This window comes from Citrobacter sp. Ct235 (assembly GCF_030332305.1).
Taxonomy (GTDB): domain Bacteria; phylum Pseudomonadota; class Gammaproteobacteria; order Enterobacterales; family Enterobacteriaceae; genus Citrobacter_A; species Citrobacter_A telavivensis.
Genome location: NZ_JAOWIC010000002.1, coordinates 158,469 through 182,938, shown reverse-complemented (window position 1 = coordinate 182,938; position 24,470 = coordinate 158,469). Strand labels below are relative to the sequence as shown.

Sequence of the window (24,470 nt, the reverse complement as noted above, 5' to 3'; positions counted from 1 at the left end):
TGAATATGACCGTACGTATTCTGGCTGTATGTGGCAACGGGCAGGGAAGCTCCATGATCATGAAAATGAAAGTGGACCAGTTTTTGACCCAATCAAATATTGACCACACGGTAAACAGTTGCGCGGTAGGTGAATACAAAAGTGAGTTGAGCAGCGCGGATATCATCATTGCTTCCACCCATATTGCAGGCGAGATCAGCGTGACGGGTAATAAATATGTGGTGGGTGTACGAAACATGCTGTCACCTGCAGATTTTGGCCCGAAACTGCTGGAGGTGATCAAAGCGCATTTCCCGCAGGACATGAAGTAAGGACACAACATGAAACTACGTGATTCACTGGCGGAGAATAAATCTATCCGTTTACAGGCAGAGGCGAATAGCTGGCAGGAAGCTGTGAAAATCGGTGTCGATCTGCTGGTGGCTGCAGACGTGGTCGAGCCTCGCTACTACCAGGCCATTCTGGATGGCGTAGCCCAGTTTGGCCCCTACTTTGTTATTGCTCCCGGTCTGGCAATGCCGCATGGTCGCCCGGAAGAGGGCGTCAAGAAAACGGGGTTCTCACTGGTGACGTTGAAAACGCCGTTGTCGTTCAACCATGAAGATAACGATCCGGTCGATATCCTGATCACCATGGCGGCAGTAGATGCCAACACGCATCAGGAGGTGGGCATCATGCAGATCGTCAATCTGTTTGAAGATGAAGCCAATTTTGACCGTTTGCGGGCCTGCCGTACCGAGCAGGACGTACTGGATTTAATTGACCGCACCAACGCGGCCTCCATTTAAGAGGGAAACACGATGTCTTTACCTATGTTACAGGTCGCGCTGGATAACCAAACGCTCTCCCATGCCTACGAAACCACCCGTTTAATCGCCGAAGAGGTCGATATCATCGAAGTCGGCACCATTCTGTGTGTAGGTGAAGGCGTACGTGCGGTTCGAGACCTGAAAGCACTCTATCCGCATAAGATCGTACTGGCAGATGCAAAAATTGCCGATGCGGGCAAAATCCTCTCTCGCATGTGTTTTGAAGCTAATGCCGATTGGGTGACTGTGATTTGCTGCGCCGATATCAACACCGCCAAAGGTGCGCTGGACGTGGCGAAAGCGTTCGATGGTGATGTTCAAATCGAACTGACCGGCTACTGGACCTGGGAACAGGCGCAGGAGTGGCGCAATGCAGGTATTCAACAGGTGGTTTATCACCGCAGCCGCGATGCGCAAGCCGCAGGCGTGGCGTGGGGTGAAGCCGATATCAGCGCTATCCAGCGTCTGTCTGATATGGGCTTTAAAGTTACCGTCACAGGCGGTCTGGCGCTGGAAGATCTGCCATTGTTCGCCGGTATTCCGATCCACGTCTTTATCGCGGGTCGTAGCATTCGTGATGCGGCTTCTCCGGTTGAAGCCGCGCGTCAGTTCAAACGCGCCATTGCAGAACTGTGGGGATGAGGAGCGGATATGCTTTCGGAACAGAATCCGCTTGGTATTTATGAGAAAGCGCTCCCTGCCGGGGAGTGCTGGCTGGAACGCTTGCGGATGGCGAATGCGCTGGGTTTTGACTTCGTTGAAATGTCGGTAGATGAAACCGATGCCCGCCTGGCGAGGCTTGACTGGAGTCAGGAGCAGCGCCTGGCGTTGGTGAGCGCCATTGCGGAAACGGGCGTACGCGTGCCTTCTCTGTGTCTGAGTGCGCATCGCCGTTTTCCTTTAGGAAGCGAAGATGATGCTGTACGTACGCAGGGACTGGAGATCATGCGTAAAGCGATTCAGTTAGCCCAGGACATTGGGATTCGCGTAATTCAGCTCGCGGGCTATGACGTCTACTATCAGGAAGCCAATAACGAGACGCGGTGCCGCTTCCGGGACGGACTGAAAGAGAGCGTTGAGATGGCAAGCCGTGCCCAGGTGACGCTGGCGATGGAGATCATGGATTATCCCTTGATGAATTCCATCAGTAAGGCGCTGGGCTATGCGCACTACCTGAACAATCCGTGGTTCCAGTTGTACCCTGATATCGGCAATTTGTCGGCATGGGACAATGACGTGCAGATGGAACTACAGGCCGGAATCGGGCATATCGTGGCGGTGCATGTCAAAGACACGAAGCCGGGCGTGTTCAAGAACGTGCCGTTTGGCGAAGGCATTGTCGATTTCGAGCGTTGTTTCAAAACGCTCAAACAGAGTGGCTATTGCGGGCCCTATCTGATTGAGATGTGGAGTGAAACGGCGGAAAACCCGACAGCTGAAGTGGCGAAAGCGCGAGACTGGGTGAAAGCGCAGATGGCCAGCGCAGGTCTGATGGCGCGACATTAAGCCTGGTTTCAAACTGATCGTTCACTATCTGATGAATAAACTCGTGATGCAAGGAGGGTTCCGAGCGACTGGTGCGGGCAATAGTCGATCAATGTCCAGAACATGCCCCCGCCAGGGGCAACCGCACAGGGTATGGAGTCATCACGCAAAAAAAGCCCCCTGAACAGGGGGCAAGTCAAACTATGGCTCTCTTTTCGTTGGACTTTCCTGGTGCTAGCGATAAATATCCGCGCTGGCGTGGATGTTGCCGTTGCTACCGGGTTCCCGAATCAGGATCACGTGGTAGTACTTTGCGCCTTGCGCGTCGGTCTCTTCATTCAGGGCCTGATCTGCTTCACTTTCAGTGGCGAAGTTATGATTGATGTAAATCACGCCTAAGCTCTGCACATCATCCATGTTTCTGGCTTGCTGGTGGTCTATTTCAATGGCGGCGAGTGTATTTGCACTGAGCAACAGTCCCGCCAGAAGGGTGACAAAACGGATTCGCATACCTACCTCCTCGACAGCTGACTCTGGTGAGTGATTTCTCCTGTAAGTCGATAACGTCTGATTTAATTTTAATCGCTACTTTGTTGGTCGATAGCGACCATTTCTGATGCAGTTGTTCAAAAAAATACCGCAACCCGTTCTTCTTGTGAGTTAACAATCGGCTAACCCGCTTCGCTGCGGCTAAAAATACCTGTTTTTCTGGCAAGAACTCTTACCGAATCGTCAATATCGCTACCGCCCATCGCCGCTTATAGTGAGCCGAAACATAAAGTTAACTTTATGATAATAAGGCAAAAAGATATGGGTACTTCATTCATGGATTTCAGCTACTTCGCCATCATGTTTATGGTGGCGCTGATAGCGGGTTTTATTAATGTAGTTTCAGGCGGCGGTGGGTTTTTATCAATTGGAGCGCTATTGATCTCAGGATTGCCGCCGGCCAATGCGCTGGCGACCAATAAGATTCAGGCGCTGGGCAGTTCACTCACGTCGGGGATCTACTTTCTGCGTCGTGGGCATATCAACGTTCAGCAACATAAGTACGTCTTTTTAGCGGCGTTTGTGGGATCGGCGTTGGGGACGACACTGATCCAGTTCATTGAACCGGAACTGCTGAAAAAGCTGTTGCCGGTACTCATCATTGCGGTGGCGCTCTACTTTATTTTTGCCCCCAATCTCACCGAGCCGAAAAAGAAGCAGCAGGTATCACTGTTTCTCTTCTCCCTGGTGGGGGGAGGGTGTGTCGGTTTTTATGACGGATTCCTTGGCGCTGGTGCCGGTTCCTTTTATACCCTGTGCTACATCCTGCTGTGGGGTTACAGCATCGATAAGGCGCAAATTCACTCTAATTTCATCAACCTTGCCTCCAACATCGCTTCTATTCTGTTTTTCATTTTTGGCGGCAAGATGATCTGGTCGCTGGGGCTGGTGATGTTCGTCGGACAGGCGCTTGGCGCACGTCTGGGGGCGACGGTCGTACTCACGCGCGGCAAGAAAGTTATCAGGCCGATGATCGTGATTGTTTCCATCTGCATCAGCGGCAAGATGCTGTTGGATATGTATTAAGGGCGTCCTGACAAATATTCCTGGAATCACCTTGAGTTTGCGGCCTGTCACCAGTATTATGACGCGTCAATTTTTCAGCCGACCTTTAACACGTTCCTTGCCTCCATGGGCCGCGGCTGACCCAGACAGGAGGCTGAATAATCCGTAAGGAGCAATTCGATGCGTCATTACGAAATCGTTTTTATGGTCCATCCTGACCAGAGCGAACAGGTTCCGGGTATGATCGAGCGTTACTCTGCTGCCATCACTGGTGCAGAAGGCAAGATCCACCGTCTGGAAGACTGGGGCCGCCGTCAGCTGGCTTACCCGATCAACAAACTGCACAAAGCACACTACGTTCTGCTGAACGTTGAAGCTCCGCAGGAAGTGATCGATGAGCTGGAAACAACTTTCCGCTTCAACGACGCCGTTATCCGCAGCATGGTAATGCGTACTAAGCACGCTGTTACCGAAGCATCTCCGATGGTTAAAGCGAAAGACGAGCGCCGTGAGCGTCGCGATGATTTCGCAAACGAAACCGCAGATGATGCTGAAGCTGGGGATTCTGAAGAGTAATTTCTGATGACCAACCGTCTGGTGTTGTCCGGCACCGTGTGCAGGACCCCCCTTCGAAAGGTCAGTCCATCAGGAATTCCGCACTGCCAGTTCGTGCTTGAGCATCGTTCTGTGCAGGAGGAAGCCGGATTTCACCGGCAGGCGTGGTGCCAAATGCCCGTTATTGTTAGCGGACACGAAAACCAGGCCATTACTCACAGTATAACGGTCGGTAGCGCAGTGACCGTTCAGGGGTTCATCTCTTGCCACAAGGCAAAGAACGGCCTGAGCAAAATGGTTCTGCATGCCGAGCAGATTGAATTGATAGATTCTGGAGACTAGCCATATGGCACGTTATTTCCGTCGTCGCAAGTTCTGCCGTTTCACCGCGGAAGGCGTTCAAGAGATCGACTATAAAGATATCGCTACGCTGAAAAACTACATCACCGAAAGCGGTAAGATTGTCCCAAGCCGTATCACCGGTACCCGTGCAAAATACCAGCGTCAGCTGGCTCGCGCTATCAAACGCGCTCGCTACCTGTCTCTGCTGCCGTACACTGATCGTCATCAGTAATCGGTCACGGTCCATTAATACGACTTTGAGAGGATAAGGTAATGCAAGTTATTCTGCTTGATAAAGTAGCAAACCTGGGTAGCCTGGGTGATCAGGTTAACGTTAAAGCGGGCTATGCTCGTAACTTCCTGGTACCACAGGGTAAAGCTGTTCCTGCTACCAAGAAAAACGTTGAATACTTCGAAGCACGTCGCGCTGAACTGGAAGCTAAACTGGCTGACGTTCTGGCTGCTGCAAATGCACGCGCAGAGAAAATCAACGCACTGGAAACTGTTACCATCACGTCTAAAGCAGGCGACGAAGGTAAACTGTTCGGTTCTATCGGTACCCGCGACATCGCTGATGCAGTAAATGCAGCTGGCGTTGAAGTGGCTAAGAGCGAAGTTCGTCTGCCGAACGGCGTTCTGCGTACCACTGGTGAGCACGAAGTGGACTTCCAGGTTCACAGCGAAGTATTCGCTAAGCTGACCATTAACGTTGTTGCAGAATAAGTTTTTATTCTGACAATCTCGTAAGAAACGCCGGCCTCGTGTCGGCGTTTTACTTTTCTGCTCACCTCGTTTTTCGCTCTGGCTATTCCTTATCCTTTTCGGGATAATCACTAAAAATAAAACACAATTTCAATGTGGTGATGAATGGATACTCCGCACCCGCAACCTCTGTTTGCGCGTAAAAATGTCGTCTGGCTGAGCGCAGCGTTTTGTTGTTTGCTCTGGGGTAGCGCCTATCCGGCCATAAAAAGTGGCTATGAGATTTTCCAGATAGCCGCTGACGATATCCCCTCCAAAATTGTTTTCGCCGGATACCGCTTCCTGTTCGCTGGCCTGCTGTTACTCCTGCTGGCAATGGCGCAGCGTAAGCCGATAGGCCGCCTGAGTTCCCGGCAGTTTGGGCAACTGACGCTGTTGGGGGTGACACAGACTTCGCTGCAATACATCTTCTTTTACATCGGCCTGGCGTTCACTACCGGCGTGAAAGGGTCGATCATGAACGCCACGGGCACCTTCTTCAGCGTGCTGCTGGCGCACTTCATCTACCAGAACGATAAGCTGAGCTACAACAAAACGCTGGGTTGTATTCTCGGTTTTGCAGGCGTGATGGTGGTGAACTTCAACAGCGGGCTGCTGGATTTTAGTTTTACTCTGGCAGGCGATGGTTCGATTGTGCTGGCGGCATTTATTCTCTCCGCCGCGACGCTTTACGGTAAGCGAATCTCTCAGACAGTCGATCCGACGGTGATGACGGGCTACCAGCTAGGGATTGGCGGCCTGGTGTTGGTCATTGGCGGTTATGCTTTTGGCGGCACACTGGCGGTCCACGGTCTCGCGTCGGTGGCGATTCTCGGTTACCTGACGTTGCTTTCTTCGGTGGCGTTTGCGCTGTGGAGCATTTTGCTCAAGTACAACCGCGTGGGGATGATTGCGCCGTTTAACTTCCTGATCCCGGTCTCTGGCGCGGTGCTGTCCGCGATTTTTCTCGGCGAGAATATCCTGGAGTGGAAATACGCGATGGCACTGCTGCTGGTGTGCTCGGGGATATGGTGGGTCAATAAGGTGAAGCGGTAACGCCACCAGTGAAGGTGTAGGCCGGATAAGGCAAAGCCGCCATCCGGCACTGCGCTGATATGCCTGATGGCGCTGTGCTTAACGTGCGCGGATAAAGCTGCCATCAGGCTGACGGGTAAACAGCACCTGCTGGTTGTTTCCGGTATCGATGGTCAGCCCGGTTACCACGCCATTCGCATTTTGACGAATTTGCACCATCTGCCCATTTTGCAGATTACTGAGCGGCTTGCCTGCACCTTCAACCTGCGCCATCGCGTACACGTCCGTTGGCGGCAGTCCGTGATCGCGGAACAATTGCGCCATCGTTTTACCTGACTCGACGCGATAAGAGCGCCACTGCTGGTCAATGCCGCTGTTTTGCTGGAAAGGCTGGGTTTGCGGTTGCTGTGCCTGGGGCTGCTCTTCCGGCTGGCCTTCCTGAATGGGTTCCGGCGCGACGGGAGCGACTTGCCCCGGATCGTTTTGCGGGGTAACCAACTGGGCCTGAAGCTGTGCTTCGGTCGGCGGTTGAGACTGCGACTGGAGATCCAACTGCGCGTTGCGGGTTACTACTGGCGCATCGTTCGTGTCATTTGAGGGGAGCAGGAAACCGATGACCAGCACGATCGCCGCAATGATAATGCCGCGGCGATGCATAGACGGAAGCGGATCCATAATGCGAAAATTGTCCGGTGCATGCCAGATTTTCGCCAGGGTTGGTTTTAATTCAAAGCGCCCGGGCATGGCTTTCCTCCTGCTCCGCGTCTCGTTCCTCAATCATAGAGTATAGACCGCTAACGCTATGATGTTCGTGATATTCCCCGCTTTTGGCTCATATCCAGGGGAATATCCCTATTGTTTCTTTTTCGTCGTGATTTGTCATCCTCCCCGAGACAACATTTTACCGGGAGAGGCCTGGCTGTTATGCTGCCCGCTACTTTTTATATCCGATGAAAGGAAATACGATGGCAACCCCGACTTTTGACACTATCGAAGCGCAAGCAAGCTACGGCATTGGTTTGCAGGTAGGACAGCAACTGAGCGAATCCGGACTGGAAGGGCTGTTGCCTGAAGCGCTGGTTGCCGGTATTGCTGACGCGCTGGAAGGCAAGCAGCCAGCCGTGCCGGTTGATGTGGTACATCGCGCGCTGCGTGATATTCATGAACGTGCGGATGCCGTACGTCGCGAACGCTTCCAGGCAATGGCTGCGGATGGCGTGAAGTATCTGGAACAAAACCGTGAGAAAGACGGTGTGAACAGCACGGAGTCGGGTTTGCAATTCCGCGTGTTGACCCAGGGCGAAGGCGCTATCCCGGCCCGTACTGACCGCGTTCGCGTTCACTACACCGGCAAGCTGATCGACGGCACCGTCTTTGACAGCTCCGTTGCGCGCGGCGAACCGGCAGAATTCCCGGTAAACGGTGTTATTCCTGGCTGGATTGAAGCCCTGACCCTGATGCCGGTTGGCTCTAAATGGGAACTGACCATTCCTCAGGAACTGGCTTACGGCGAACGTGGCGCCGGTGCAGCGATCCCGCCGTTCAGCACCCTGGTGTTTGACGTAGAACTGCTGGAAATCCTGTAAGCAGTCACTTCTGTTCCCCTCCACGCTGGAGGGGGACGAAAAATACGTAATAACGCTGCCTGTTTGTCTGATATCGGAATTTTATCTTGCAAATGCATGAGTTGCGTGTATTTTTGTGAGCTAATTCGCGTTGCCAGAGTGATATGACACTCACTTTAAACATATAATTAACATAATATCTAAATCTTAGTATTCATCCCGCCGATTCTTACCTAATATCGATGAGTCCTGAAAACAGGATCGTCGTATCATAGCGATACACAACAGACGCACTAAAGGCCGTAGAGCCCGCACAACACAGACAGGTACAGGAAGAATAAAACATGGTAGATCAGGTAAAAGTCGCTGCCGACGAACAGGCTCCGACTGAACAGTCGCTACGGCGCAATCTCACAAACCGACATATCCAGCTTATTGCCATCGGCGGCGCCATTGGCACGGGTCTGTTTATGGGGTCGGGTAAAACCATCAGTCTCGCCGGGCCGTCGATCATTTTTGTTTATATGATCATCGGCTTCATGCTCTTTTTCGTGATGCGTGCAATGGGAGAATTGCTGCTCTCGAATCTGGAATACAAATCTTTTAGCGACTTTGCTTCGGATCTGCTGGGACCGTGGGCAGGTTATTTCACCGGCTGGACCTACTGGTTCTGCTGGGTGGTTACCGGGATGGCGGACGTCGTTGCCATTACCGCCTACGCGCAGTTCTGGTTCCCCGGCCTTTCCGACTGGGTCGCCTCACTGGCGGTAGTCGTCCTGCTGCTGAGCCTCAACCTCGCCACCGTGAAAATGTTTGGTGAGATGGAGTTCTGGTTCGCGATGATCAAAATCGTCGCCATCGTGTCGCTGATCATTGTCGGCCTGGTGATGATTGCCATGCATTTCCAGTCGCCAACCGGTGTGGAAGCCTCGTTTGCGCATCTGTGGAATGACGGCGGCTGGTTCCCGAAAGGCATTAGCGGCTTCTTTGCCGGTTTCCAGATTGCGGTATTCGCCTTTGTCGGGATCGAACTGGTCGGGACGACGGCAGCGGAAACCAAAGATCCGGAGAAATCCCTGCCGCGCGCCATCAACTCGATTCCGATTCGTATCATCATGTTCTACGTCTTTGCGCTGATCGTCATTATGTCCGTGACGCCGTGGAGTTCCGTGGTGCCGGATAAGAGTCCGTTCGTTGAACTGTTCGTACTGGTGGGCTTGCCTGCTGCCGCGAGCGTGATTAACTTCGTGGTTCTGACGTCTGCGGCGTCATCGGCCAACAGCGGCGTGTTCTCCACCAGCCGTATGCTGTTTGGTCTGGCACAGGAAGGCGTAGCGCCAAAAGCGTTTGCCAAGCTGTCTAAACGCGCGGTACCGGCGAAAGGATTGACCTTCTCCTGTATCTGCCTGCTGGGCGGCGTGGTCATGCTGTATGTCAATCCGAGCGTGATTGGCGCGTTCACCATGATCACCACCGTGTCAGCAATCCTGTTTATGTTCGTCTGGACCATCATTCTGTGCTCATATCTGGTGTATCGCAAACAGCGTCCACATCTGCATGAGAAGTCGATCTACAAAATGCCGCTTGGTAAGGTGATGTGCTGGGTGTGCATGGCGTTCTTCGTCTTCGTTCTGGTGCTGTTGACCCTTGAAGATGATACCCGTCAGGCGCTGATCGTCACGCCGCTGTGGTTCATTGCGCTGGGTCTGGGCTGGTGGCTGATTGGTAAGAAGCGGATGGCAGGCGTTCGTTAATTTGATTGCCGGATGGCGCTGCGCTTATCCGGCCTACAAAACGTCGATACGGTGAGTTCCCGTAGGCCCGGTAAGCGTTAGCGCCACCGGGCATTTTATTTACTCCCCCGCTAACGCCCGAGGAAACAATACATTATTTTCCAGGCTGATGTGTTCCATCAGATCATCAATCATCTCATTGATGCCGTTGTACATCGCTTTCCAGGTGGTGCACGCTTCTGGCGGGATCGTCACATTCTGGGTGGTATGTTTAATCACTTCCAGCAGTTCCCCCGCGTCATCATGTTCACTTTCCATGACGCTGATCGGCCCCATCGCCTGGCTGCCCATGCCCTGTTTGATCATCGGGAACAGGATCTGCTCCTCTTTCATCATGTGGTTTGAAAGCTCCTGATGCAGCATGGTCAGATACTTCGCCAGACCTTTCGGTACATTGGGCTTATCGGCATGAACGCGTTCAACTTTGGTGGCCTGTAGGATCAGTTCCGGCAACTGCTCGCGGTGTCTGTCGTGATAGCGCACGATGATGTGGTCGATAATGTCGGCCAGCGGCGCGGTGCGCCAGTCCTTATCGACCGGCTGTTGTGCCAGTTGTGCCAGCTGCGCTTCGATGGCGTCAACATCCAGCTCTTTACGGGCGGCAGCACGCGCCAGCGTCTGCTTACCGCCACAGCAGTAATCCATATCGTACTTACGAAACAGTGCCGAAGCGCGAGGGATAGAAAGCGCCAGTTCACCTAAAGGTTGATCGCGATAAGCCATAGCCGTTACCTCATTCTCAATAATATAAGGTGTATTTTAAATGCACCTTTAATCGGGCGCTATAACTCTTTCGGGGCAGGACCTTTTGTGATGGCGCAATGACGAACGAGAATGCGGGGGGGAAGGGTTAACTGCCCGGCTCAGAAAGTGGAATGACGCGCGGTTTTTCCGGTTTTGCTTTGACCGCCACCACCACGCCGACAACCAGCAAGGCGATACCGCTGAGAGTCAGCGCGGGGGGAAGAGTCTGGCGTAAGATGAAGGTATACAGCAAACCTGCCAGCGTTTCGAACACGATCAACGGGCCGAGGATCACCGTCGGTAACCGCTGGCTGGCAATATTCCAGCATAGCGCACCCACCCATGAGCACAGCACCGCAATCGCCACCATCAGGCCGACAAACACCGCCGGGCGCGGCCCGAACGGTAGGGTGAAGTCGGGCGTTTGCCCGTGCAGCCAGAGGCAGGCGGCGAGGTAGCCCAGCAGCGACACGGGCAGCGTCACCAGCGCCTGCGCGGTCGCCCACATCATCGGGTGTTTATCCGGATTCTCCCGCAGCCAGCGGGCGTTGCGCAGCGCATACCAGGCCCAACACACCACCGACACCAGCGCCAGCGCAATACCGGAACCGTAACGCCAGCCGCTGAAATCAGGCAAGCCCTGGTTGAGTTCCGCAATGTTCACGCACAACAACCCGATGCCAATCAGCACCAGCGCGGGCGCCAGTCGTCGCCAGGAGAGCCTGCCGTCGCGATGGCTGTACAGCAGGTTGGCAAATACCGGAATGACGACCGGCAGGGTGCCGATGATCATTGTTGAGACCGGCGCGCCGGTACGCTGAATGGCGCTGGCAAGGCAGACGTAGTAAATCAGGTTGCCCATCATGGTTAGCGCCAGCGCGGTCAGCCAGTCTTTCGGTGACAATTGTCGCAGGCGCACGCGCCCGAGCCATGCCAACGGCAGGGCAATCAAGCCTAATGCCAGGTAGCGCCCCATCGACTGCAGCACCGCCGGATATTCTGGCACGATCAACGGCCCGACAAAAATCAGTCCCCACATCAACCCTGCCAGCAGGGCGTACAACACACCGCTAATCATGCTTTACATCCACAACGTTAAACATGACGAAAAGTGTAGGCGGGGAGCAGGCGCGCGTATTGTATGAGCTTGCGCATTAGCGCGAATAAACCTGCTTTTGATAGCGTACAGGAGTAATGCCATAGCGATGGGTAAAGGCGCGGGTGAGGTGGGACTGATCGGTCAGGCCGGTCGCGGCGGCAACATCTGCTGCCGGCATGCCGAGAGTCAGAAATCCTTTCGCTCGCCACAGGCGGATTGCCATCAGCATCTGATGCGGCGTCACGTGGAAATGGGCTTTGAACTGACGTTGAAAATGCCAGGGGCTTAGCGAGGCAACGCGTGCCAGTTCGTCGAGAGCGATCGGACGCATGTAGTTGTCATGCAAATAGTCGCGCACGCGATCAAAGCGATGCGCACCTTCCCGCGACACCGGAGCATGGCGCGCCAGCGGCTGGAAGGTGTCTATCAGATCCAACAGCAACCCTTTTTGCGCTAAGGGATCGTCGGTGTGCCACAGGCCGTGGATTAGCGAACAGATCTGACGCGAGCGGAGGGGATCGTGACGCGTGACGTCATGAAACCACCAGTGACGGACCCCGGTCACTTTTTCCAGCAGGTCGGGCTCCAGATAGATCATCCGGTAGCGCCAGCCGTCGGCGGTTTCGGCCTCGCCGGTATGCAACTCATCCGGATTCATCGTCACGACCGAGTGGGCAGGGGCAACGTACTGCGTGCCGCGATAGCGAAAACGCTCGGCGCCAGCTTCTATCGCGCCAATGCCGAACGCTTCGTGGGTGTGCGGTTCAAAAGCGTAGCGTGAAATGTGCGCGTGATACAGCTCAACGCCCGGTACCTGCGCCAGATGGCGAAAGCGGGCACGGTCTTTTTCATCGCTAAACTGCTCAGGTACACCTTGCAAGTTTTCTCTCCCCACGCATCATCCTGTCATTATCAGAGAGGATGCGCGGGGATGCCACCATAATTAACCGATTTTTAACACTTACAGAATGCCTTTGATGCTTTCGGCCAGCGGAGTGGTTGGGCGACCGATCAGTTTGCTCAGCGTGTGGCTGTCATCGAACAGACCGCCTTTGGATGCCCCGGTGTCTGAATCGGCCAGCATATCCGCCAGACCCGCTGGCAGGCCAGCGCCCTTCAACGCGGCGGCGAAATCAGCTTCGCTCAGGTTCTGATAGACGACCTGTTTACCGCTTTGTTTGCTCAGTTCAGCGGCCAGCTGGCTCAGCGTCCAGGATTCATCGCCTGCCAGTTCATACACGTTACCGGCATGACCTTCTGTACTGATGACCTGTGCGGCGGCGGCGGCGTAGTCAGCGCGGGTTGCGGAGGCAATTTTGCCTTCGCCTGCGGCACCGATAAACACGCCATGCTCCAGCGCGGGGGGGACGCTGGCAAGATAGTTTTCGGTATACCAACCGTTACGCAGCAGCGCGTGGGCAATACCGGAGTCTGCCAGCATCTTCTCGGTTTCGATGTGTTCGACGTGCAGGCCCAGCGGAGAACGGTCGGCATGCAACAGGCTGGTGTAAGCGATAAATTTCACTTTCGCCGCCTTTGCCGCATTAATGACGTTACGGTGCTGAGCGGCACGCTGTCCCACTTCACTGGAGGAAATCAGCAGCAGCTTGTCGACACCCTGCAACGCCTGGGTAAATGTGGTTTCGTCGCGGTAATCCGCCTGACGTACGGTAATTCCCTGTTGGCTTAATGCGGTGGCTTTCGCCGGGTTACGAACTATCGCAACAATCTGGCTGGCTGGAATGGTTTTCAGCAGATTCTCAATAACGTGTTGGCCCAGTTGGCCCGTCGCGCCGGTAATGGCAATCATGGGATGACTCCTTAATGTGTCGCTTGTGTTTTATAAAGCTAGCACTTAAACTAACTTTTAGTAAGTACGCACAAAAAGGTAAGTATAAAGATGAGTGCACCGACCCTTTCTCAACAACTCCGTGACGGCAATTTGTTTGCCGAGCAGTGTCCGTCGCGTGAGGTGTTAAAGCATGTGACCAGCCGCTGGGGCGTGTTGATTCTGGTGGCGCTACGCGACGGCACTCACCGTTTCAGCGATCTGCGCCGTAAAATGGGCGGCGTGAGCGAGAAGATGCTGGCGCAGTCTTTGCAGGCGTTGGAGCAGGATGGGTTTATCAACCGGGTATCGTATCCGGTTGTGCCGCCGCACGTGGAGTACAGCCTGACTCCGTTGGGCGAGCAGGTCAGTGACAAAGTTGCCGCACTAGCGGACTGGATTGAGTTAAATTTGCCGCAGGTGTTAGCACAACGGGAAGAACGTGCGGCGTAAAACGTTGCCGGATGGCGACGTGCCCTCCGGCATTAACGTTATTTGCTTAAATCCATCTGATAAATCGCGAAACCAATATCATCGGTGGCGACGTGCTGCATAGGGTATTGCCCTTTCTCTTTGATAAACGCGGTGGCTTTATCACTCGGCGACGTTTCGAAACGGATATCCAGTTTCGTCTTGCTGTGAATCGGTGCCAGGCGCCAGTTGTTATCGGCAGCCGGATGAATTTCCCCGGCGCGTTTAGACTCCGCGCCAATCCATGCCGCCAGCACCGAGCGGTTCTCATCCGGTGACGCAAAGGCAATATGATTGTCACCGGTTCCGGCAAACTTACCGCCATAGGCGCGATAGTTATTAGTGGCGACCAGGAAGGTGGCATTAGGATCAATCGGCTTGCCGTTGAAGGTCAGATTTTTAATCCTTTCCGCTGTCGGATTGACCGTCTGGCATTCGCCGTCATAACGTGCGGGCTGCGAGACATCAATCTGGTATTCCACACCATCGATCACATCGAAGTTATAGGTGCGGAAACCCTCCCAGTTAATAAGCGACTGCGGCTTGCTGCTGGTGCTATCGATTTGATTAAACTGTCCGGCTGAGCACTCAAGCCACTCTTTCACCTCTTTGCCGCTGGCTTTTACAACCACCAGCGTGTTCGGGTACAGATAGAGGTCGGCAGCATTACGGAAGGTCAACTGGCCTTTTTCGACCTCGACAAAACTGGCCGGATCGTTCTTGCGCCCGCCGACTTTAAACGGCGCAGCGGCGGAAAGCACCGGCAGTTTCGCCAGGTCCGGGTCGCCCTGAATGAAGTGTTCGACATAGGCTTTCTGCGCGTTGTTGACCACCTGAACGGTCGGATCGTCCTGCACCAGCGCCAGATAGCTGTACATATTATCGGCGGATTTACCGATAGGCTTACTGACGAATTCACGGGTGGCGTCGTGGTCGGCTTTCAGAATATCCACCAGTTTGCTGTCTTCGGCAGCGAGTGATTTCTTCGCGGCCGCGTCGTAAATGGGGCGCGCTTCGGCTTTGGCCTGCGTCACCTGCCATTTGCCGCTGTCGTTATTGAGCACCAGATCCACCACGCCCAGATGATCGCCCCACATGCCTGGCATCACCGCCGGTACGCCGTTCAGCGTCCCTTTCGCGATATCTGCGCCTTTGATGCTGGCAAAGTCTTTACCGGGGAAGACCGCGTGGGCATGACCAAACATGATTGCGTCCACGCCGGGCACGTCGCTGAGATAATAAACGGAGTTCTCCGCCATGCTCTGGTAGGGGTCAGCAGAGAGCCCTGAATGCGCAATCACTACCACCACATCGGCCCCTTTTTCGCGCATTTCCGGGACATACTGGCGCGCGGTGGCGGTAATGTCGTTAACCGTCACCTTACCGCTCAGGTTCGCTTTATCCCAGGTCATGATCTGCGGAGGAACAAACCCGATATAGCCGATGTTCAGCGTCTGCTTGTGACCTTCCTGATCGACGACGTCAGTCTTTTTGATGAGATAGGGGGTAAACAACGGCTTTTTGGTCTTAACGTCGATGATATTGGCGTTAACGTAGGGGAACCTGGCGCCAGCCAGCGCCTTTTGCAGATATTCCAGTCCGTAGTTAAATTCATGGTTACCGAGGTTACCCACTGCGTAATCCAGCGTATTCAGCGCCTTGTAGACCGGATGGATATCACCGTCTTTCAACCCTTTGGCCGCCATATAGTCGCCCAGCGGACTGCCCTGAATCAGATCGCCATTATCGACCAGCACGCTGTTTTTTGCTTCATTGCGCGCGGCGTTAATCAGGCTTGCGGTACGTACCAGTCCGAATTTTTCGGTTGCGGTATCTTTGTAATAATCGAAATCCATCATGTTGCTATGTAAATCAGTGGTTTCCATTATCCGCAGGTCGACGGTTGCGGCATTCACGCTGGCCGCGATCAGCGTGGCCAGGAGCGTTGCACTAAACTTAATCATCAGGGGGCATCCTTTTCAGATCTAAGCCACAAAAGAAAATGTATATAAATCTTCTTGCTTACAGAACTGTGAATCATGCATCAGTTTAGCAAGCAAAACCGCAGACACTATCACAGTTGGCGGATTCGCCTCTGATCGGGTATAAGTAAAACAATGAGTTAACGCCACTGCCACAAACGAGGTGGAGAATGTTAGAACACGTATGCCAGCTTGCACGGAACGCGGGCGATGCCATTATGCAGGTCTATGATGGAGTCAAACCGATGGAGATTGCCAGCAAGCAGGACGATTCTCCGGTAACCGCGGCCGATCTCGCCGCGCACGCAGTGATTCTCGAAGGCTTAACGACGCTGACGCCGGATATTCCGGTCCTCTCAGAAGAAGACCCGCCGGCCTGGGAAGTACGCCAGCACTGGCAGCGCTACTGGTTAGTCGACCCGCTGGATGGCACTAAAGAGTTCATCAAACGTAACGGTGAGTTCACCGTGAATATTGCGCTTATCGAGAAGGGTAAGCCGGTACTGGGCGTGGTCTACGCACCGGTCATGAAGGTGATGTACAGCGCGGCAGAAGGTAAAGCCTGGAAAGAAGAGTGCAACGTGCGCAAGCAAATTCAGGTCCGCGACGCCCGCCCGCCGCTGGTGGTAATTAGCCGTTCCCATGCCGATAACGAACTGAAAGAATATTTGCAGCAACTGGGTGAGCACCAGACGACGTCGATTGGTTCGTCGCTGAAGTTCTGCCTGGTGGCGGAGGGACAGGCGCAACTGTACCCGCGTTTTGGACCGACCAACGTCTGGGACACGGCGGCAGGCCATGCCGTGGCGGCCGCCGCCGGGGCACACGTTCACGACTGGCAGGGTAAGCCGCTGGACTACACCCCGCGTGAATCGTTCCTGAACCCCGGCTTCCGGGTCTCTATTTATTGAGCAACTTGTGCAGCAGGGCAATCACCTGCTGCACCTCTTCCTGGGTCAGCGCCCCGTCCTTCGCCCACTGTACGCGACCGTCTTTATCGAGCACCGCGATAGCTGAACTCTCTTCATCCAGTTGCCAGGCCTTACGGGCCACGCCGTCATTGTCGACGATAAACTGCGACCACGGGTAGAGCTTCTTATTGCTCTCGAGGCTGCTGCGTACAAACATACCGGAGCCTGGAATGGCATCGTCGGTGTTGACGACAGTCGTGGTCTGGTAAACGTCATGGGGCAGTTTTGCCGCTTTGATGGCTTCAATCAGCGTCGCATTTTTTTCTTTGGCGGAGGTGCGTCCGGCGATGTGCTGAAGGATGCGCACCTTCCCGGGCAACTGCGCGCTGTTCCAGCTTTTATAGCTGAATTTATCATTTTCAAGAATCAATTCGCCGCGATCTGCAATCCCTACTGGCGGGACGCGCTGGCCCGTTTCGAAGCGATGCGCGGAGGCCATCATCGGCGCTAACAGGCACGCCAGCGCCAGAATCTTACGTAAGGTCATGGTGTTTCCTTCTTATTGTTTGCAGGTGATCCGACCACTTGGGTCTGATTTTTAATCATATGTGCGAATGATGCTTTTTCCCGCAAGAGCGATGCCAGTTTGCGGACGGGCGCACAAATCCTGCGAAAAACGAAGGCTTATACTGAGGACCGCGCCGTGATTCAGAGATGATTCTGATTAACTGTAATGAAAAGGTAAATAAACTTATACGCGCTGGAAACATCGTACAGATAGTCTATAGTCAAATGGCATTAAATTTTGCGCCTTAGAACGGTTGGACCGATTGTGGAGCCACAAGGGCGTGACTTAAGCAGGAGATAACAATGAAAATTTTCCAACGGTACAACCCACTGCAAGTGGCGAAGTACGTGAAGATCCTGTTTCGTGGACGGTTATATATCAAGGACGTTGGCGCTTTTGAGTTTGATAAGGGCAAGATTCTTATCCCAAAAGTGAAGGATAAACAGCATCTGTCTGTGATGTCCGAAGTCAACCGTCAGGTTCTGCGTCTGCAAACTGAGATGGCTTAACCAAAGTGCTATGCAGTAGTTTAAAGCAGTAGTTTAAAAAACGGCTCCCACTGGGAGCCGTTGATGTTTCTGAAGCAGGCCTGACGGGCGCAAACTACGCTTTCACGTCTTCCTGCGCATCCGGCAGTTTTGGTACCAGTACGCTCGGTTTACTGTCAAGACGGGTCACCAGCAACTGATCGATACGGTAGTTATCAATATCCACCACTTCGAATTTGTAGCCCGAGAACTTCACGGAATCGGTACGTTTGGGGATTTTACGCAGCATGAACATCATAAAGCCGCCAATCGTCTCGTAGTTGCCCGACTGCGGGAATTCATCGATATCCAGCACACGCATCACGTCATCGATCGGCGTACCGCCGTCAATCAGCCAGGAGTTCTCGTCGCGCGCCACAATCTGTTCTTCCAGCCCCTGGCCGACCAGATCGCCCATCAGCGTCGTCATGACGTCATTCAGGGTGATGATACCCACGACCAGCGCGTATTCGTTCATGATTACCGCGAAGTCTTCACCGGCCGTTTTGAAGCTTTCCAGCGCTTCTGAAAGGGTCAGCGTGTCTGGAACAATCAGGGTGTTACGGATCTGCACGCCGCTGTTCAGCGCCATGCTCTGATTCGCCAGGACGCGATTCAGTAAATCTTTCGAGTCGACATAACCAATGATGTGGTCAATATCTTCGTTACAGACGAGGAACTTGGAGTGCGGATGTTCCGCCACTTTATTCTTCAGACTCTGCTCGTCTTCATGCAGATCGAACCAGATCACGTTTTCACGCGACGTCATGGATGACGGTACGGTACGCGACTCCAGCTCGAACACGTTCTCAATCAGCTCATGTTCCTGTTTACGCAACACGCCTGCGAGCGCGCCAGCTTCCACCACGGCATAGATATCATCAGACGTGATGTCATCTTTGCGCACCATCGGCAGCTTGAAGATGCGGAAGATCACGTTCGCTAACCCATTGAAGAACCACACCAGCGGCGTGAAAACAAACAGACAGAAGCGCATCGGGTTGATGATACGCAAAGCCACAGCTTCTGGCGCAATCATACCGATGCGTTTCGGGGTTAAGTCCGCGAAGAGGATAAACATACCGGTGACCAGCGAGAAGGAGAGGATAAAACTCAACTGCTCAGAGAGCTCTGGCGATATGTAGCGAGAAAATAACGCGTTGAAGGCGGGAGAAAATGCGGCGTCGCCCACGATACCGCCAAGAATAGCGACCGCGTTCAGACCGATTTGCACCACCGTGAAGAACATCCCTGGGTTTTCCTGCATTTTCAACACGCGTTGCGCATTGAGATTGCCTTCATCGGCCAGCAGTTTGAGCTTAATTTTACGTGAAGCGGCAAGTGAGATCTCGGATATCGAGAAGAACGCACTCACGGCTATCAGGCAAAGAATAATGAAAATACTGTTTAACATATTTTATCTAACCGTTCAGGTCAGATCCTCGGAAGGGAAATTGATAAATCCATGTGGTAATGCTTATTGAAAACCGGCTCGTAGAGGTGAGCCGGTAAGTTCAGGGGCTAGTATAGCGTAAGGGACTGTAAAGCCGCCAGAGGGTTAATTTTCAGCGGTAGCCGTCCGATGCTTATTTCGTTCACCTGGCGCGGCATCCCATATTTCATCGTAGGCGAAGCCGGTGAGTGACTTAATGACGGCGCGGGTCTCTTCGTCGCAGTCTTCACATTTGCCGCCGAGTTTGCGGCGCGCCACCTCTTTGATCAGGATTTTGTGCGTCTTTTGCGTCAGCTTAAAGCGGAACGTGGTGTAAAAGCTGACGGCCAGCAGGGCTGCGGTCGCAAATATCATCAGACCAATAATGGCGTGCAGCGCGCGCTGATGGGTTGCGAACCGCCGCCTTTGACAAAGCCGCTCTCTTCCAGCACCACGCCAATCAACATAATCGCCAGCGCGACGGTGCTTTTGCGGGTCAGCACCATCACCCCGGCAAAAATGCCTTCCCGACGCTGACGAGTGACTATCTCATCCACATCCGGAATAAAGCTGTAGATGTTCCACGGGATGTAATACAACCCGGCTTTTGCCAGGCCGAACAGGACAAATATTGCGGAAAAGAGCAGGGCCGGGAGCTGGATATCGCCCAGATAAAGGGTAAAAAGACAGGCCAGGACGAAGAAAATACTACCGTAGGAGAGGCGCAGTGCCGCAGAAGGCGTCATGTTGAGCTTATTCATCAACAGCATAAAGCCGAACGTGCCGGGGACCGAAACAAACGCCGCAATACTTAACAGTCCGGAAACTGTGGCCGCATCCTGTTTTAATCCATAGATCACGTAATAAGTGAAAACGGAACCAAAGACATCCAGGGCAGTGAATGAACAAATATAGATAAGAATATGCTGGCGGAAAATACGCAGTTTAAAGGCAGAAAAAAGATCCACGACCAAATACTTCAGGTGGTTTAATAATCCGGTACTGCGCTGCGTGTCCGGTGTGAATTCATATTCTTCCCGCACATCTTTTGCTTCCCAGGTCGTTGCCCAGGTTGTGAATACGGCGACACAATAAATAATCGCAAACACGATCCCGGTCAGGGTATAGGTCAATGAATTATCTTTACCCGTATATTGCATAATAATGCCGGGTACGGAAACCGCTAAAAAACCACCCAGTTGTGAACACATCATGCGCACGCCAGAGAGGCGCGTACGTTCGCTGAAGCGGTTGGTCATCTCTGCCGACAGCGTCTCCCAGGGCACCAGCACCATCGCCGAGAGCAGTTCGATGGAAAGATACGTACCCAGGTAATACCAGTAGCTCATGTCGGTAATCCACACCAGCGCATAGAGAAACATGAGCGGAGCGCTTATCAATAAAAAGAAACGCCGACGACCAAATTTTCTGCCAAGCCAGGTGTTGCCGAAGTTGTCGGTAATATAACCCATCACCGGGCTTAATATTGCATCGATGATACGTGCAATAGCAAATATAGAACCGGCTTCCAGTACAGACAGTCCACAGTAGGTGGTGTAAAAAAATAACAGCCAGGTGCCAATAACTGCGAATGCACCGCCACCAAATAAATCGGTTACGCCGTAGCCAATTGCTACGCCGTAACCTACTCTACGTTCAGTAGGTTTCGCCATATGATTATTCCTGTAGTATGACTTGATTGCCGGATGTGCCTTATCCGGTCGGGATTCACTTTCTGCGGATTTATTTCTCCAGGTTTATCCAGGTATGTAATTGCGACGAACGATAAATGGCATCGACGATCTGCAATGATTTAGCGGCTTCGTGAATATTGCATACGCTCCCGGTGGTGGGATGGTGTAGGGCATAATAGAACTGACGGATCGCTTCACGATGACCGACGCCCCAGTAGCTTTTGCCGCTGCCGTCAGGGGCTGCGTCGGTTGCCAGCTTTTGTCGTGTCTCCCCGTTGATATGCCACAGCTCGCTCCCCTCAAGAAGCAACGTGCCTTTTTCACCGTGTATTTCCAACTGGAGCGGTGAGTTGGTGGTGTGGCAGTTGCTGGCATAAAACAGTCCACGCGCGCCGTTGCGAAAGGCAAAAGTCGCCATGGCGCTGTCTTCACCGTCGATGGTACTGGCAAGCCAGGTGCTGTCGACCACCCCCTTGACCCGCGTCACGCCCTCGGCAAACCATTGCATCAGATCGAGCGTGTGGATCGCCTGGTTGATGAGCAGACAGCCGCCTTCGGTGGCGGCTTTTCCACGCCAGGGACTGGCGGTGTAATAACTGCCGCCACGCGACCAGGTCAGCACTGCTTTAATGGCGAGCATCTTGCCTATCGCGCCCTCCTGCAACTGCTGCTTAATGGCGAGACTGGTGGGATTGAGCCGGTTCTGATAACAGATCCCAAGCGTGCCCCGCGCATGGGCGAGGGCCGTCTCGACTTCTGCCACGTCCAGTGCGCGCATCACCGCCGGCTTTTCGCAAAACACATGTTTCCCTGCCGCCAGCGCGGCAAGGATCATCGGTTTATGCAGAAAATGCGGCGTGCAAATATGCACAACGTCGATCGCGTCATCCCAGAGCATTTCGCGGTAGTCATGATAAAAATGGCAGTCATAAAGCGCCGCCAGCTGTCGTCCTTTGTTGATGTCCGTTTCGGCAATCGCGCGCAGCCTGACGTTGGGCAACTGCTGCAGCGCCTCAGCGTGGATGGCATGGATAGCGCCACCGCCGATAATGGCGGCATTCACTGTGTTCATGGTGCCTCCCGTCACGCGCTCGCGTTTGCCCGCATCTGCGCCTTAACGCACAGCTCCGCCGCTTTAAAGGCGTGTTCCTGCGTCATGGCGTTTTCAGTACGCCGGATACAGTCGAGGATGAGCTGACCAAAGTACGGAAAGCCCACCTTACCGGCGACGGCATAACGAAATTCCCCCTCTTTGTTGACCAGATAAACCACATCTTGCTCGCCGCGAGTGATATCGACATATTTGCGGATTTCGATATAGCCCTCGGTGCCGAGCAGCGTCAGGCGTCCATCACCCCAGGTCGAGAGACCGCCTGGTGTGAACCAGTCGCAACGGAAGTAGCCCGTTGCGCCGTTATCGCCTGCCAGCATCGCGTCGCCAAAATCTTCGAACTGAGGATATTGCGGGTGATTCACGTTGCGTACCTGGCTTGCCACAATATGCGCGTCGCTGTTGCCGGTATAGAACAGAAACTGTTCGATCTGATGGCTGCCGATGTCGCAGAGAATGCCGCCGAAATAGCGTCGCTCGTAGAACCAGTCCGGGCGACCGCTGCCTTCACGGTGCGGGCCGGTGCCGAGGGTTTGTATCACCCGGCCAATTGCGCCCTGTTTGATCAGATCACCCACAAAGACGGCGCTTTCCACATGCAGACGTTCGCTGTAGTAGACCGCGTATTTACGTCCGGTTTTTGCCACCATTGCTCTGGCGTCTTCCAGTTGCTCCAGCGTGGTCAACGGTGCTTTGTCGGTGAAATAGTCTTTCCCGGCGGCCATCACCTTCAGCCCCAGCGGGCAACGTTCCGAAGGGATCGCCGCACCGGCGACCAGGTCTACCGTTGCGTCAGTGAGGATCGTTGCCAGTGAGTCAGCGACCTGCGCCTGTGGATACTGTTGTAGAAAGCTTGTCACTTTTGCCGGATCCGGGTCGTATACCCATTTCAGCGTCGCGCCGGCCTCAATCAGTCCATTGCACATGCCATAGATATGGCCGTGATCGAGCGCTGCAGCGGCAATGATAAATTCGCCGGGCTTGACGACCGGCTGTGGTTTGCCGGTCGGGGCGTAGTTCATTCCGTCATGCTTGTTCATTCTTCCACTCCTGAATCTAAATCTTTACCCAGCGGGATCGCGCCCACCTCGGCAAAGTTGCTCACCGAGGCGGATTTCTCATAAAAATGTGGGGCCTTCTCGAGCAGGCCTCCCGTGCGATAAAACGCGTCGTCGCGCTGAACAGGCAGGGTCACGACCGACCGGGTGATCGCCGATTTGTAGACAGCGGCGATCAGTTCCAGCGAGCGTTTGCCCTGTTCGCCATCTACCAGCGGTTCGATTTGTTGCTCAATAGCGGTTAGCACATTGTCAATTTGCCCGGTATGCAACGTCCATTGCAGGGCCGGAGTGGCGTGAAACCGCGTTGTCAGACTGTCTTCTCGCGCAGAGTCGTTTTCTGCCTGTGGGAAACCATTGTCTGCGGACTGGCTGGCGAACACGTTCCATGGCGCGGAAATACGCGCCTTCTCACCCTGAATCACAATTTTCTGATCTTCACCGTGATGCACCACGGAGGCGGTCAGTTGGGTCAGCGCGCCATTGGGATAGCGGAAGATGGCGGCGCTGAGATCTTCCACTTCCGCATTGTCATGGGCGACGTTGGTCATCATTGCCACCACTTCGCTGGGAAAACCGAGCATCCACTGGATGGCGTCGATATGGTGTACCGCGTGATTGAGCGTGCAGCCACCGCCTTCCTTCTCCCACGTGCCGCGCCACCACAGGTCGTAGTAGCAGTGTCCACGCCACCAGAAGGAATCCACCTGAGCGTGACAAATCTTGCCCGCCAGGCCGGAATCCACCACCGTTTTCAAACGCCAGAAGGCGTCGGTAAAACGGTTTTGCGCGATGACAGACAGCGTTTTGCCGCTGGCCTGTTGCGCAGCAATCATCGCGTCACACTCTTCCAGCGATGCTGCCATCGGTTTTTCACAGAGGACGTGTTTGCCGCGGTTCAGGGCATCAATGGCGATTTCCGCGTGAACATAGGGCGGCGTGCAGACATCCACCAGGTCAACCGTCGTCCCGGCTTCCAGCATTGCCTGATGGCTGGCGTAAACCCGTGCGTCGTGCAGTCCGTAACGCGCTTTTTTCTCTTCGGCCTTTTCGGGAAAAATATCCACCAGGGCGACAATCCGACAGCGCTCAGGAAACGTCAGATAGCCCTGAATGTGCTGATGAGAGATATTCCCCGTTCCGACAATTGCGATGTTCAGCATGAT

27 protein-coding genes and 1 pseudogene are annotated in these 24,470 nt (G+C 53.9%); 15 read left to right on the top strand and 13 right to left on the bottom strand.

What is annotated here, in order from left to right; translation table 11 throughout:
* The first annotated feature begins 5 nt into the window (after positions 1 to 5).
* From ulaB to OGY35_RS00815, 4 genes are read left to right on the top strand one after another with little or no spacing between them, the layout of a single operon-like run.
* Positions 6 to 311 (top strand): PTS ascorbate transporter subunit IIB, encoded by a 306-nt coding sequence (gene ulaB / locus OGY35_RS00830; protein ID WP_286631177.1) that lies wholly within the window; start codon positions 6 to 8, stop codon positions 309 to 311.
* 9 nt (positions 312 to 320) lie between these two features.
* Positions 321 to 788, top strand: coding sequence for a PTS ascorbate transporter subunit IIA (ulaC, locus tag OGY35_RS00825; protein ID WP_286631176.1), 468 nt, complete (start codon positions 321 to 323; stop codon positions 786 to 788).
* A 12-nt stretch (positions 789 to 800) separates the two neighbouring features.
* Positions 801 to 1,451: a 3-keto-L-gulonate-6-phosphate decarboxylase UlaD gene (gene ulaD, locus OGY35_RS00820; RefSeq protein WP_286631175.1), complete on the top strand. Its 651-nt coding sequence runs from the start codon at positions 801 to 803 to the stop codon at positions 1,449 to 1,451.
* Positions 1,452 to 1,460: 9 nt separating this feature from the next.
* On the top strand, positions 1,461 to 2,315 hold the full coding sequence (locus OGY35_RS00815; protein WP_286631174.1) for an L-ribulose-5-phosphate 3-epimerase: 855 nt from the start codon (positions 1,461 to 1,463) through the stop codon (positions 2,313 to 2,315).
* A 213-nt stretch (positions 2,316 to 2,528) separates the two neighbouring features.
* Here the strand turns inward: OGY35_RS00815 and yjfY are convergent, their stop codons facing one another.
* Positions 2,529 to 2,804, bottom strand: a complete 276-nt coding sequence (gene yjfY / locus OGY35_RS00810) for a DUF1471 family protein YjfY (RefSeq protein ID WP_152401681.1) — start codon at positions 2,802 to 2,804, stop codon at positions 2,529 to 2,531.
* A 300-nt stretch (positions 2,805 to 3,104) separates the two neighbouring features.
* On the opposite strand from yjfY, the gene OGY35_RS00805 reads away from it, so the two are divergent.
* The 6 genes from OGY35_RS00805 to OGY35_RS00780 all read left to right on the top strand — a co-directional run bounded on the left by OGY35_RS00805 (position 3,105) and on the right by OGY35_RS00780 (position 6,542).
* A complete protein-coding gene (locus tag OGY35_RS00805) occupies positions 3,105 to 3,869 on the top strand; it encodes a TSUP family transporter (RefSeq protein WP_286631173.1) in 765 nt (254 codons plus the stop codon).
* A 159-nt stretch (positions 3,870 to 4,028) separates the two neighbouring features.
* On the top strand, positions 4,029 to 4,424 hold the full coding sequence (gene rpsF, locus OGY35_RS00800) for a 30S ribosomal protein S6 (protein WP_042321529.1): 396 nt from the start codon (positions 4,029 to 4,031) through the stop codon (positions 4,422 to 4,424).
* Positions 4,425 to 4,430: 6 nt separating this feature from the next.
* Positions 4,431 to 4,745: a primosomal replication protein N gene (priB, locus tag OGY35_RS00795; protein WP_042321531.1), complete on the top strand. Its 315-nt coding sequence runs from the start codon at positions 4,431 to 4,433 to the stop codon at positions 4,743 to 4,745.
* A 4-nt stretch (positions 4,746 to 4,749) separates the two neighbouring features.
* On the top strand, positions 4,750 to 4,977 hold the full coding sequence (gene rpsR, locus OGY35_RS00790) for a 30S ribosomal protein S18 (RefSeq protein WP_000135199.1): 228 nt from the start codon (positions 4,750 to 4,752) through the stop codon (positions 4,975 to 4,977).
* 41 nt (positions 4,978 to 5,018) lie between these two features.
* Positions 5,019 to 5,468 carry a 50S ribosomal protein L9 gene (rplI, locus tag OGY35_RS00785; protein ID WP_152401685.1) on the top strand — a complete coding sequence of 150 codons (450 nt, stop codon included), beginning with the start codon at positions 5,019 to 5,021 and terminating at the stop codon, positions 5,466 to 5,468.
* Between the two features lie 144 nt (positions 5,469 to 5,612).
* The gene (locus OGY35_RS00780) at positions 5,613 to 6,542 is read left to right on the top strand and encodes a DMT family transporter (RefSeq protein ID WP_286631172.1); all 930 of its coding nucleotides are present in this window, start codon (positions 5,613 to 5,615) and stop codon (positions 6,540 to 6,542) included.
* 78 nt (positions 6,543 to 6,620) lie between these two features.
* Here the strand turns inward: OGY35_RS00780 and OGY35_RS00775 are convergent, their stop codons facing one another.
* Positions 6,621 to 7,265 carry a LysM-like peptidoglycan-binding domain-containing protein gene (locus OGY35_RS00775; protein ID WP_286631171.1) on the bottom strand — a complete coding sequence of 215 codons (645 nt, stop codon included), beginning with the start codon at positions 7,263 to 7,265 and terminating at the stop codon, positions 6,621 to 6,623.
* Positions 7,266 to 7,486: 221 nt separating this feature from the next.
* Here OGY35_RS00775 and bamJ point away from each other — a divergent pair, with 221 nt between their 5' ends.
* Entirely contained in the window at positions 7,487 to 8,107 is a 621-nt protein-coding gene (gene bamJ, locus OGY35_RS00770) for a BamJ family beta-barrel-assembly machinery protein (RefSeq protein ID WP_152401692.1), read from the top strand.
* 323 nt (positions 8,108 to 8,430) lie between these two features.
* Positions 8,431 to 9,840 (top strand): D-serine/D-alanine/glycine transporter, encoded by a 1,410-nt coding sequence (cycA, locus tag OGY35_RS00765; RefSeq protein WP_286631170.1) that lies wholly within the window; start codon positions 8,431 to 8,433, stop codon positions 9,838 to 9,840.
* A gap of 99 nt (positions 9,841 to 9,939) precedes the next feature.
* Here cycA and ytfE read toward each other — a convergent pair whose 3' ends face one another.
* The 4 genes from ytfE to OGY35_RS00745 form a co-directional block, all read right to left on the bottom strand.
* Positions 9,940 to 10,602 carry an iron-sulfur cluster repair protein YtfE gene (ytfE, locus tag OGY35_RS00760; RefSeq protein WP_286631169.1) on the bottom strand — a complete coding sequence of 221 codons (663 nt, stop codon included), beginning with the start codon at positions 10,600 to 10,602 and terminating at the stop codon, positions 9,940 to 9,942.
* Between the two features lie 127 nt (positions 10,603 to 10,729).
* Positions 10,730 to 11,701: a DMT family transporter gene (locus OGY35_RS00755; protein ID WP_286631168.1), complete on the bottom strand. Its 972-nt coding sequence runs from the start codon at positions 11,699 to 11,701 to the stop codon at positions 10,730 to 10,732.
* Positions 11,702 to 11,777: 76 nt separating this feature from the next.
* Complete coding sequence (locus OGY35_RS00750) at positions 11,778 to 12,602, bottom strand: AraC family transcriptional regulator (protein ID WP_152401698.1); 825 nt, start codon at positions 12,600 to 12,602, stop codon at positions 11,778 to 11,780.
* A gap of 81 nt (positions 12,603 to 12,683) precedes the next feature.
* Positions 12,684 to 13,532: an SDR family oxidoreductase gene (locus OGY35_RS00745; RefSeq protein ID WP_286631167.1), complete on the bottom strand. Its 849-nt coding sequence runs from the start codon at positions 13,530 to 13,532 to the stop codon at positions 12,684 to 12,686.
* Between the two features lie 90 nt (positions 13,533 to 13,622).
* Between OGY35_RS00745 and OGY35_RS00740 the strand changes: the two genes are divergently transcribed.
* Positions 13,623 to 14,003: a winged helix-turn-helix transcriptional regulator gene (locus OGY35_RS00740; protein WP_178826810.1), complete on the top strand. Its 381-nt coding sequence runs from the start codon at positions 13,623 to 13,625 to the stop codon at positions 14,001 to 14,003.
* 38 nt (positions 14,004 to 14,041) lie between these two features.
* On the opposite strand, the gene cpdB is transcribed toward OGY35_RS00740, so the two are convergent.
* On the bottom strand, positions 14,042 to 15,985 hold the full coding sequence (gene cpdB / locus OGY35_RS00735) for a 2',3'-cyclic-nucleotide 2'-phosphodiesterase (protein ID WP_286631166.1): 1,944 nt from the start codon (positions 15,983 to 15,985) through the stop codon (positions 14,042 to 14,044).
* A 188-nt stretch (positions 15,986 to 16,173) separates the two neighbouring features.
* Here cpdB and cysQ point away from each other — a divergent pair, with 188 nt between their 5' ends.
* Positions 16,174 to 16,914, top strand: a complete 741-nt coding sequence (gene cysQ, locus OGY35_RS00730) for a 3'(2'),5'-bisphosphate nucleotidase CysQ (RefSeq protein ID WP_152401704.1) — start codon at positions 16,174 to 16,176, stop codon at positions 16,912 to 16,914.
* Here cysQ and OGY35_RS00725 read toward each other — a convergent pair.
* Entirely contained in the window at positions 16,904 to 17,461 is a 558-nt protein-coding gene (locus OGY35_RS00725) for a YtfJ family protein (RefSeq protein WP_286631165.1), read from the bottom strand. The two genes, cysQ and OGY35_RS00725, sit on opposite strands and share 11 nt — an antisense overlap.
* A 323-nt stretch (positions 17,462 to 17,784) precedes the next feature.
* Between OGY35_RS00725 and OGY35_RS00720 the strand changes: the two genes are divergently transcribed.
* Positions 17,785 to 17,991, top strand: coding sequence for a DUF1107 domain-containing protein (locus OGY35_RS00720; protein ID WP_004857160.1), 207 nt, complete (start codon positions 17,785 to 17,787; stop codon positions 17,989 to 17,991).
* Positions 17,992 to 18,085: 94 nt separating this feature from the next.
* On the opposite strand, the gene paeA is transcribed toward OGY35_RS00720, so the two are convergent.
* From paeA to OGY35_RS00695, 5 genes and pseudogenes are all read right to left on the bottom strand, one after another.
* Complete coding sequence (gene paeA / locus OGY35_RS00715; protein ID WP_046495436.1) at positions 18,086 to 19,423, bottom strand: polyamine export protein PaeA; 1,338 nt, start codon at positions 19,421 to 19,423, stop codon at positions 18,086 to 18,088.
* A 144-nt stretch (positions 19,424 to 19,567) separates the two neighbouring features.
* Positions 19,568 to 21,114, bottom strand: a pseudogene (locus OGY35_RS00710) (MFS transporter).
* A 70-nt stretch (positions 21,115 to 21,184) separates the two neighbouring features.
* The gene (locus OGY35_RS00705) at positions 21,185 to 22,207 is read right to left on the bottom strand and encodes a Gfo/Idh/MocA family protein (RefSeq protein ID WP_286631164.1); all 1,023 of its coding nucleotides are present in this window, start codon (positions 22,205 to 22,207) and stop codon (positions 21,185 to 21,187) included.
* A gap of 11 nt (positions 22,208 to 22,218) precedes the next feature.
* A complete protein-coding gene (locus tag OGY35_RS00700) occupies positions 22,219 to 23,286 on the bottom strand; it encodes a Gfo/Idh/MocA family protein (protein ID WP_286631163.1) in 1,068 nt (355 codons plus the stop codon).
* On the bottom strand, positions 23,283 to 24,467 hold the full coding sequence (locus OGY35_RS00695; RefSeq protein WP_286631162.1) for a Gfo/Idh/MocA family protein: 1,185 nt from the start codon (positions 24,465 to 24,467) through the stop codon (positions 23,283 to 23,285). The genes OGY35_RS00700 and OGY35_RS00695 overlap by 4 nt, the downstream gene beginning before the upstream one ends.
* Positions 24,468 to 24,470: the final 3 nt, after the last annotated feature.

Excerpts from the sequence above, each read along its gene's own strand:
- OGY35_RS00755 (WP_286631168.1), bottom strand. The coding sequence starts at position 11,701 with ATGATTAGCGGTGTGTTGTACGCCCTGCTGGCAGGGTTGATGTGGGGA.
- rplI (WP_152401685.1), top strand. The coding sequence starts at position 5,019 with ATGCAAGTTATTCTGCTTGATAAAGTAGCAAACCTGGGTAGCCTGGGT.
- rpsR (WP_000135199.1), top strand. The coding sequence starts at position 4,750 with ATGGCACGTTATTTCCGTCGTCGCAAGTTCTGCCGTTTCACCGCGGAA.
- OGY35_RS00740 (WP_178826810.1), top strand. The coding sequence starts at position 13,623 with ATGAGTGCACCGACCCTTTCTCAACAACTCCGTGACGGCAATTTGTTT.
- priB (WP_042321531.1), top strand. The coding sequence starts at position 4,431 with ATGACCAACCGTCTGGTGTTGTCCGGCACCGTGTGCAGGACCCCCCTT.
- ulaD (WP_286631175.1), top strand. The coding sequence starts at position 801 with ATGTCTTTACCTATGTTACAGGTCGCGCTGGATAACCAAACGCTCTCC.
- cysQ (WP_152401704.1), top strand. The coding sequence starts at position 16,174 with ATGTTAGAACACGTATGCCAGCTTGCACGGAACGCGGGCGATGCCATT.
- OGY35_RS00815 (WP_286631174.1), top strand. The coding sequence starts at position 1,461 with ATGCTTTCGGAACAGAATCCGCTTGGTATTTATGAGAAAGCGCTCCCT.
- OGY35_RS00780 (WP_286631172.1), top strand. The coding sequence starts at position 5,613 with ATGGATACTCCGCACCCGCAACCTCTGTTTGCGCGTAAAAATGTCGTC.
- ulaB (WP_286631177.1), top strand. The coding sequence starts at position 6 with ATGACCGTACGTATTCTGGCTGTATGTGGCAACGGGCAGGGAAGCTCC.
- OGY35_RS00700 (WP_286631163.1), bottom strand. The coding sequence starts at position 23,286 with ATGAACAAGCATGACGGAATGAACTACGCCCCGACCGGCAAACCACAG.
- paeA (WP_046495436.1), bottom strand. The coding sequence starts at position 19,423 with ATGTTAAACAGTATTTTCATTATTCTTTGCCTGATAGCCGTGAGTGCG.
- OGY35_RS00695 (WP_286631162.1), bottom strand. The coding sequence starts at position 24,467 with ATGCTGAACATCGCAATTGTCGGAACGGGGAATATCTCTCATCAGCAC.
- OGY35_RS00775 (WP_286631171.1), bottom strand. The coding sequence starts at position 7,265 with ATGCCCGGGCGCTTTGAATTAAAACCAACCCTGGCGAAAATCTGGCAT.
- OGY35_RS00705 (WP_286631164.1), bottom strand. The coding sequence starts at position 22,207 with ATGAACACAGTGAATGCCGCCATTATCGGCGGTGGCGCTATCCATGCC.
- OGY35_RS00805 (WP_286631173.1), top strand. The coding sequence starts at position 3,105 with ATGGGTACTTCATTCATGGATTTCAGCTACTTCGCCATCATGTTTATG.
- OGY35_RS00725 (WP_286631165.1), bottom strand. The coding sequence starts at position 17,461 with ATGACCTTACGTAAGATTCTGGCGCTGGCGTGCCTGTTAGCGCCGATG.
- cycA (WP_286631170.1), top strand. The coding sequence starts at position 8,431 with ATGGTAGATCAGGTAAAAGTCGCTGCCGACGAACAGGCTCCGACTGAA.
- yjfY (WP_152401681.1), bottom strand. The coding sequence starts at position 2,804 with ATGCGAATCCGTTTTGTCACCCTTCTGGCGGGACTGTTGCTCAGTGCA.
- OGY35_RS00720 (WP_004857160.1), top strand. The coding sequence starts at position 17,785 with ATGAAAATTTTCCAACGGTACAACCCACTGCAAGTGGCGAAGTACGTG.
- ytfE (WP_286631169.1), bottom strand. The coding sequence starts at position 10,602 with ATGGCTTATCGCGATCAACCTTTAGGTGAACTGGCGCTTTCTATCCCT.
- ulaC (WP_286631176.1), top strand. The coding sequence starts at position 321 with ATGAAACTACGTGATTCACTGGCGGAGAATAAATCTATCCGTTTACAG.
- OGY35_RS00745 (WP_286631167.1), bottom strand. The coding sequence starts at position 13,532 with ATGATTGCCATTACCGGCGCGACGGGCCAACTGGGCCAACACGTTATT.
- cpdB (WP_286631166.1), bottom strand. The coding sequence starts at position 15,985 with ATGATTAAGTTTAGTGCAACGCTCCTGGCCACGCTGATCGCGGCCAGC.
- bamJ (WP_152401692.1), top strand. The coding sequence starts at position 7,487 with ATGGCAACCCCGACTTTTGACACTATCGAAGCGCAAGCAAGCTACGGC.
- rpsF (WP_042321529.1), top strand. The coding sequence starts at position 4,029 with ATGCGTCATTACGAAATCGTTTTTATGGTCCATCCTGACCAGAGCGAA.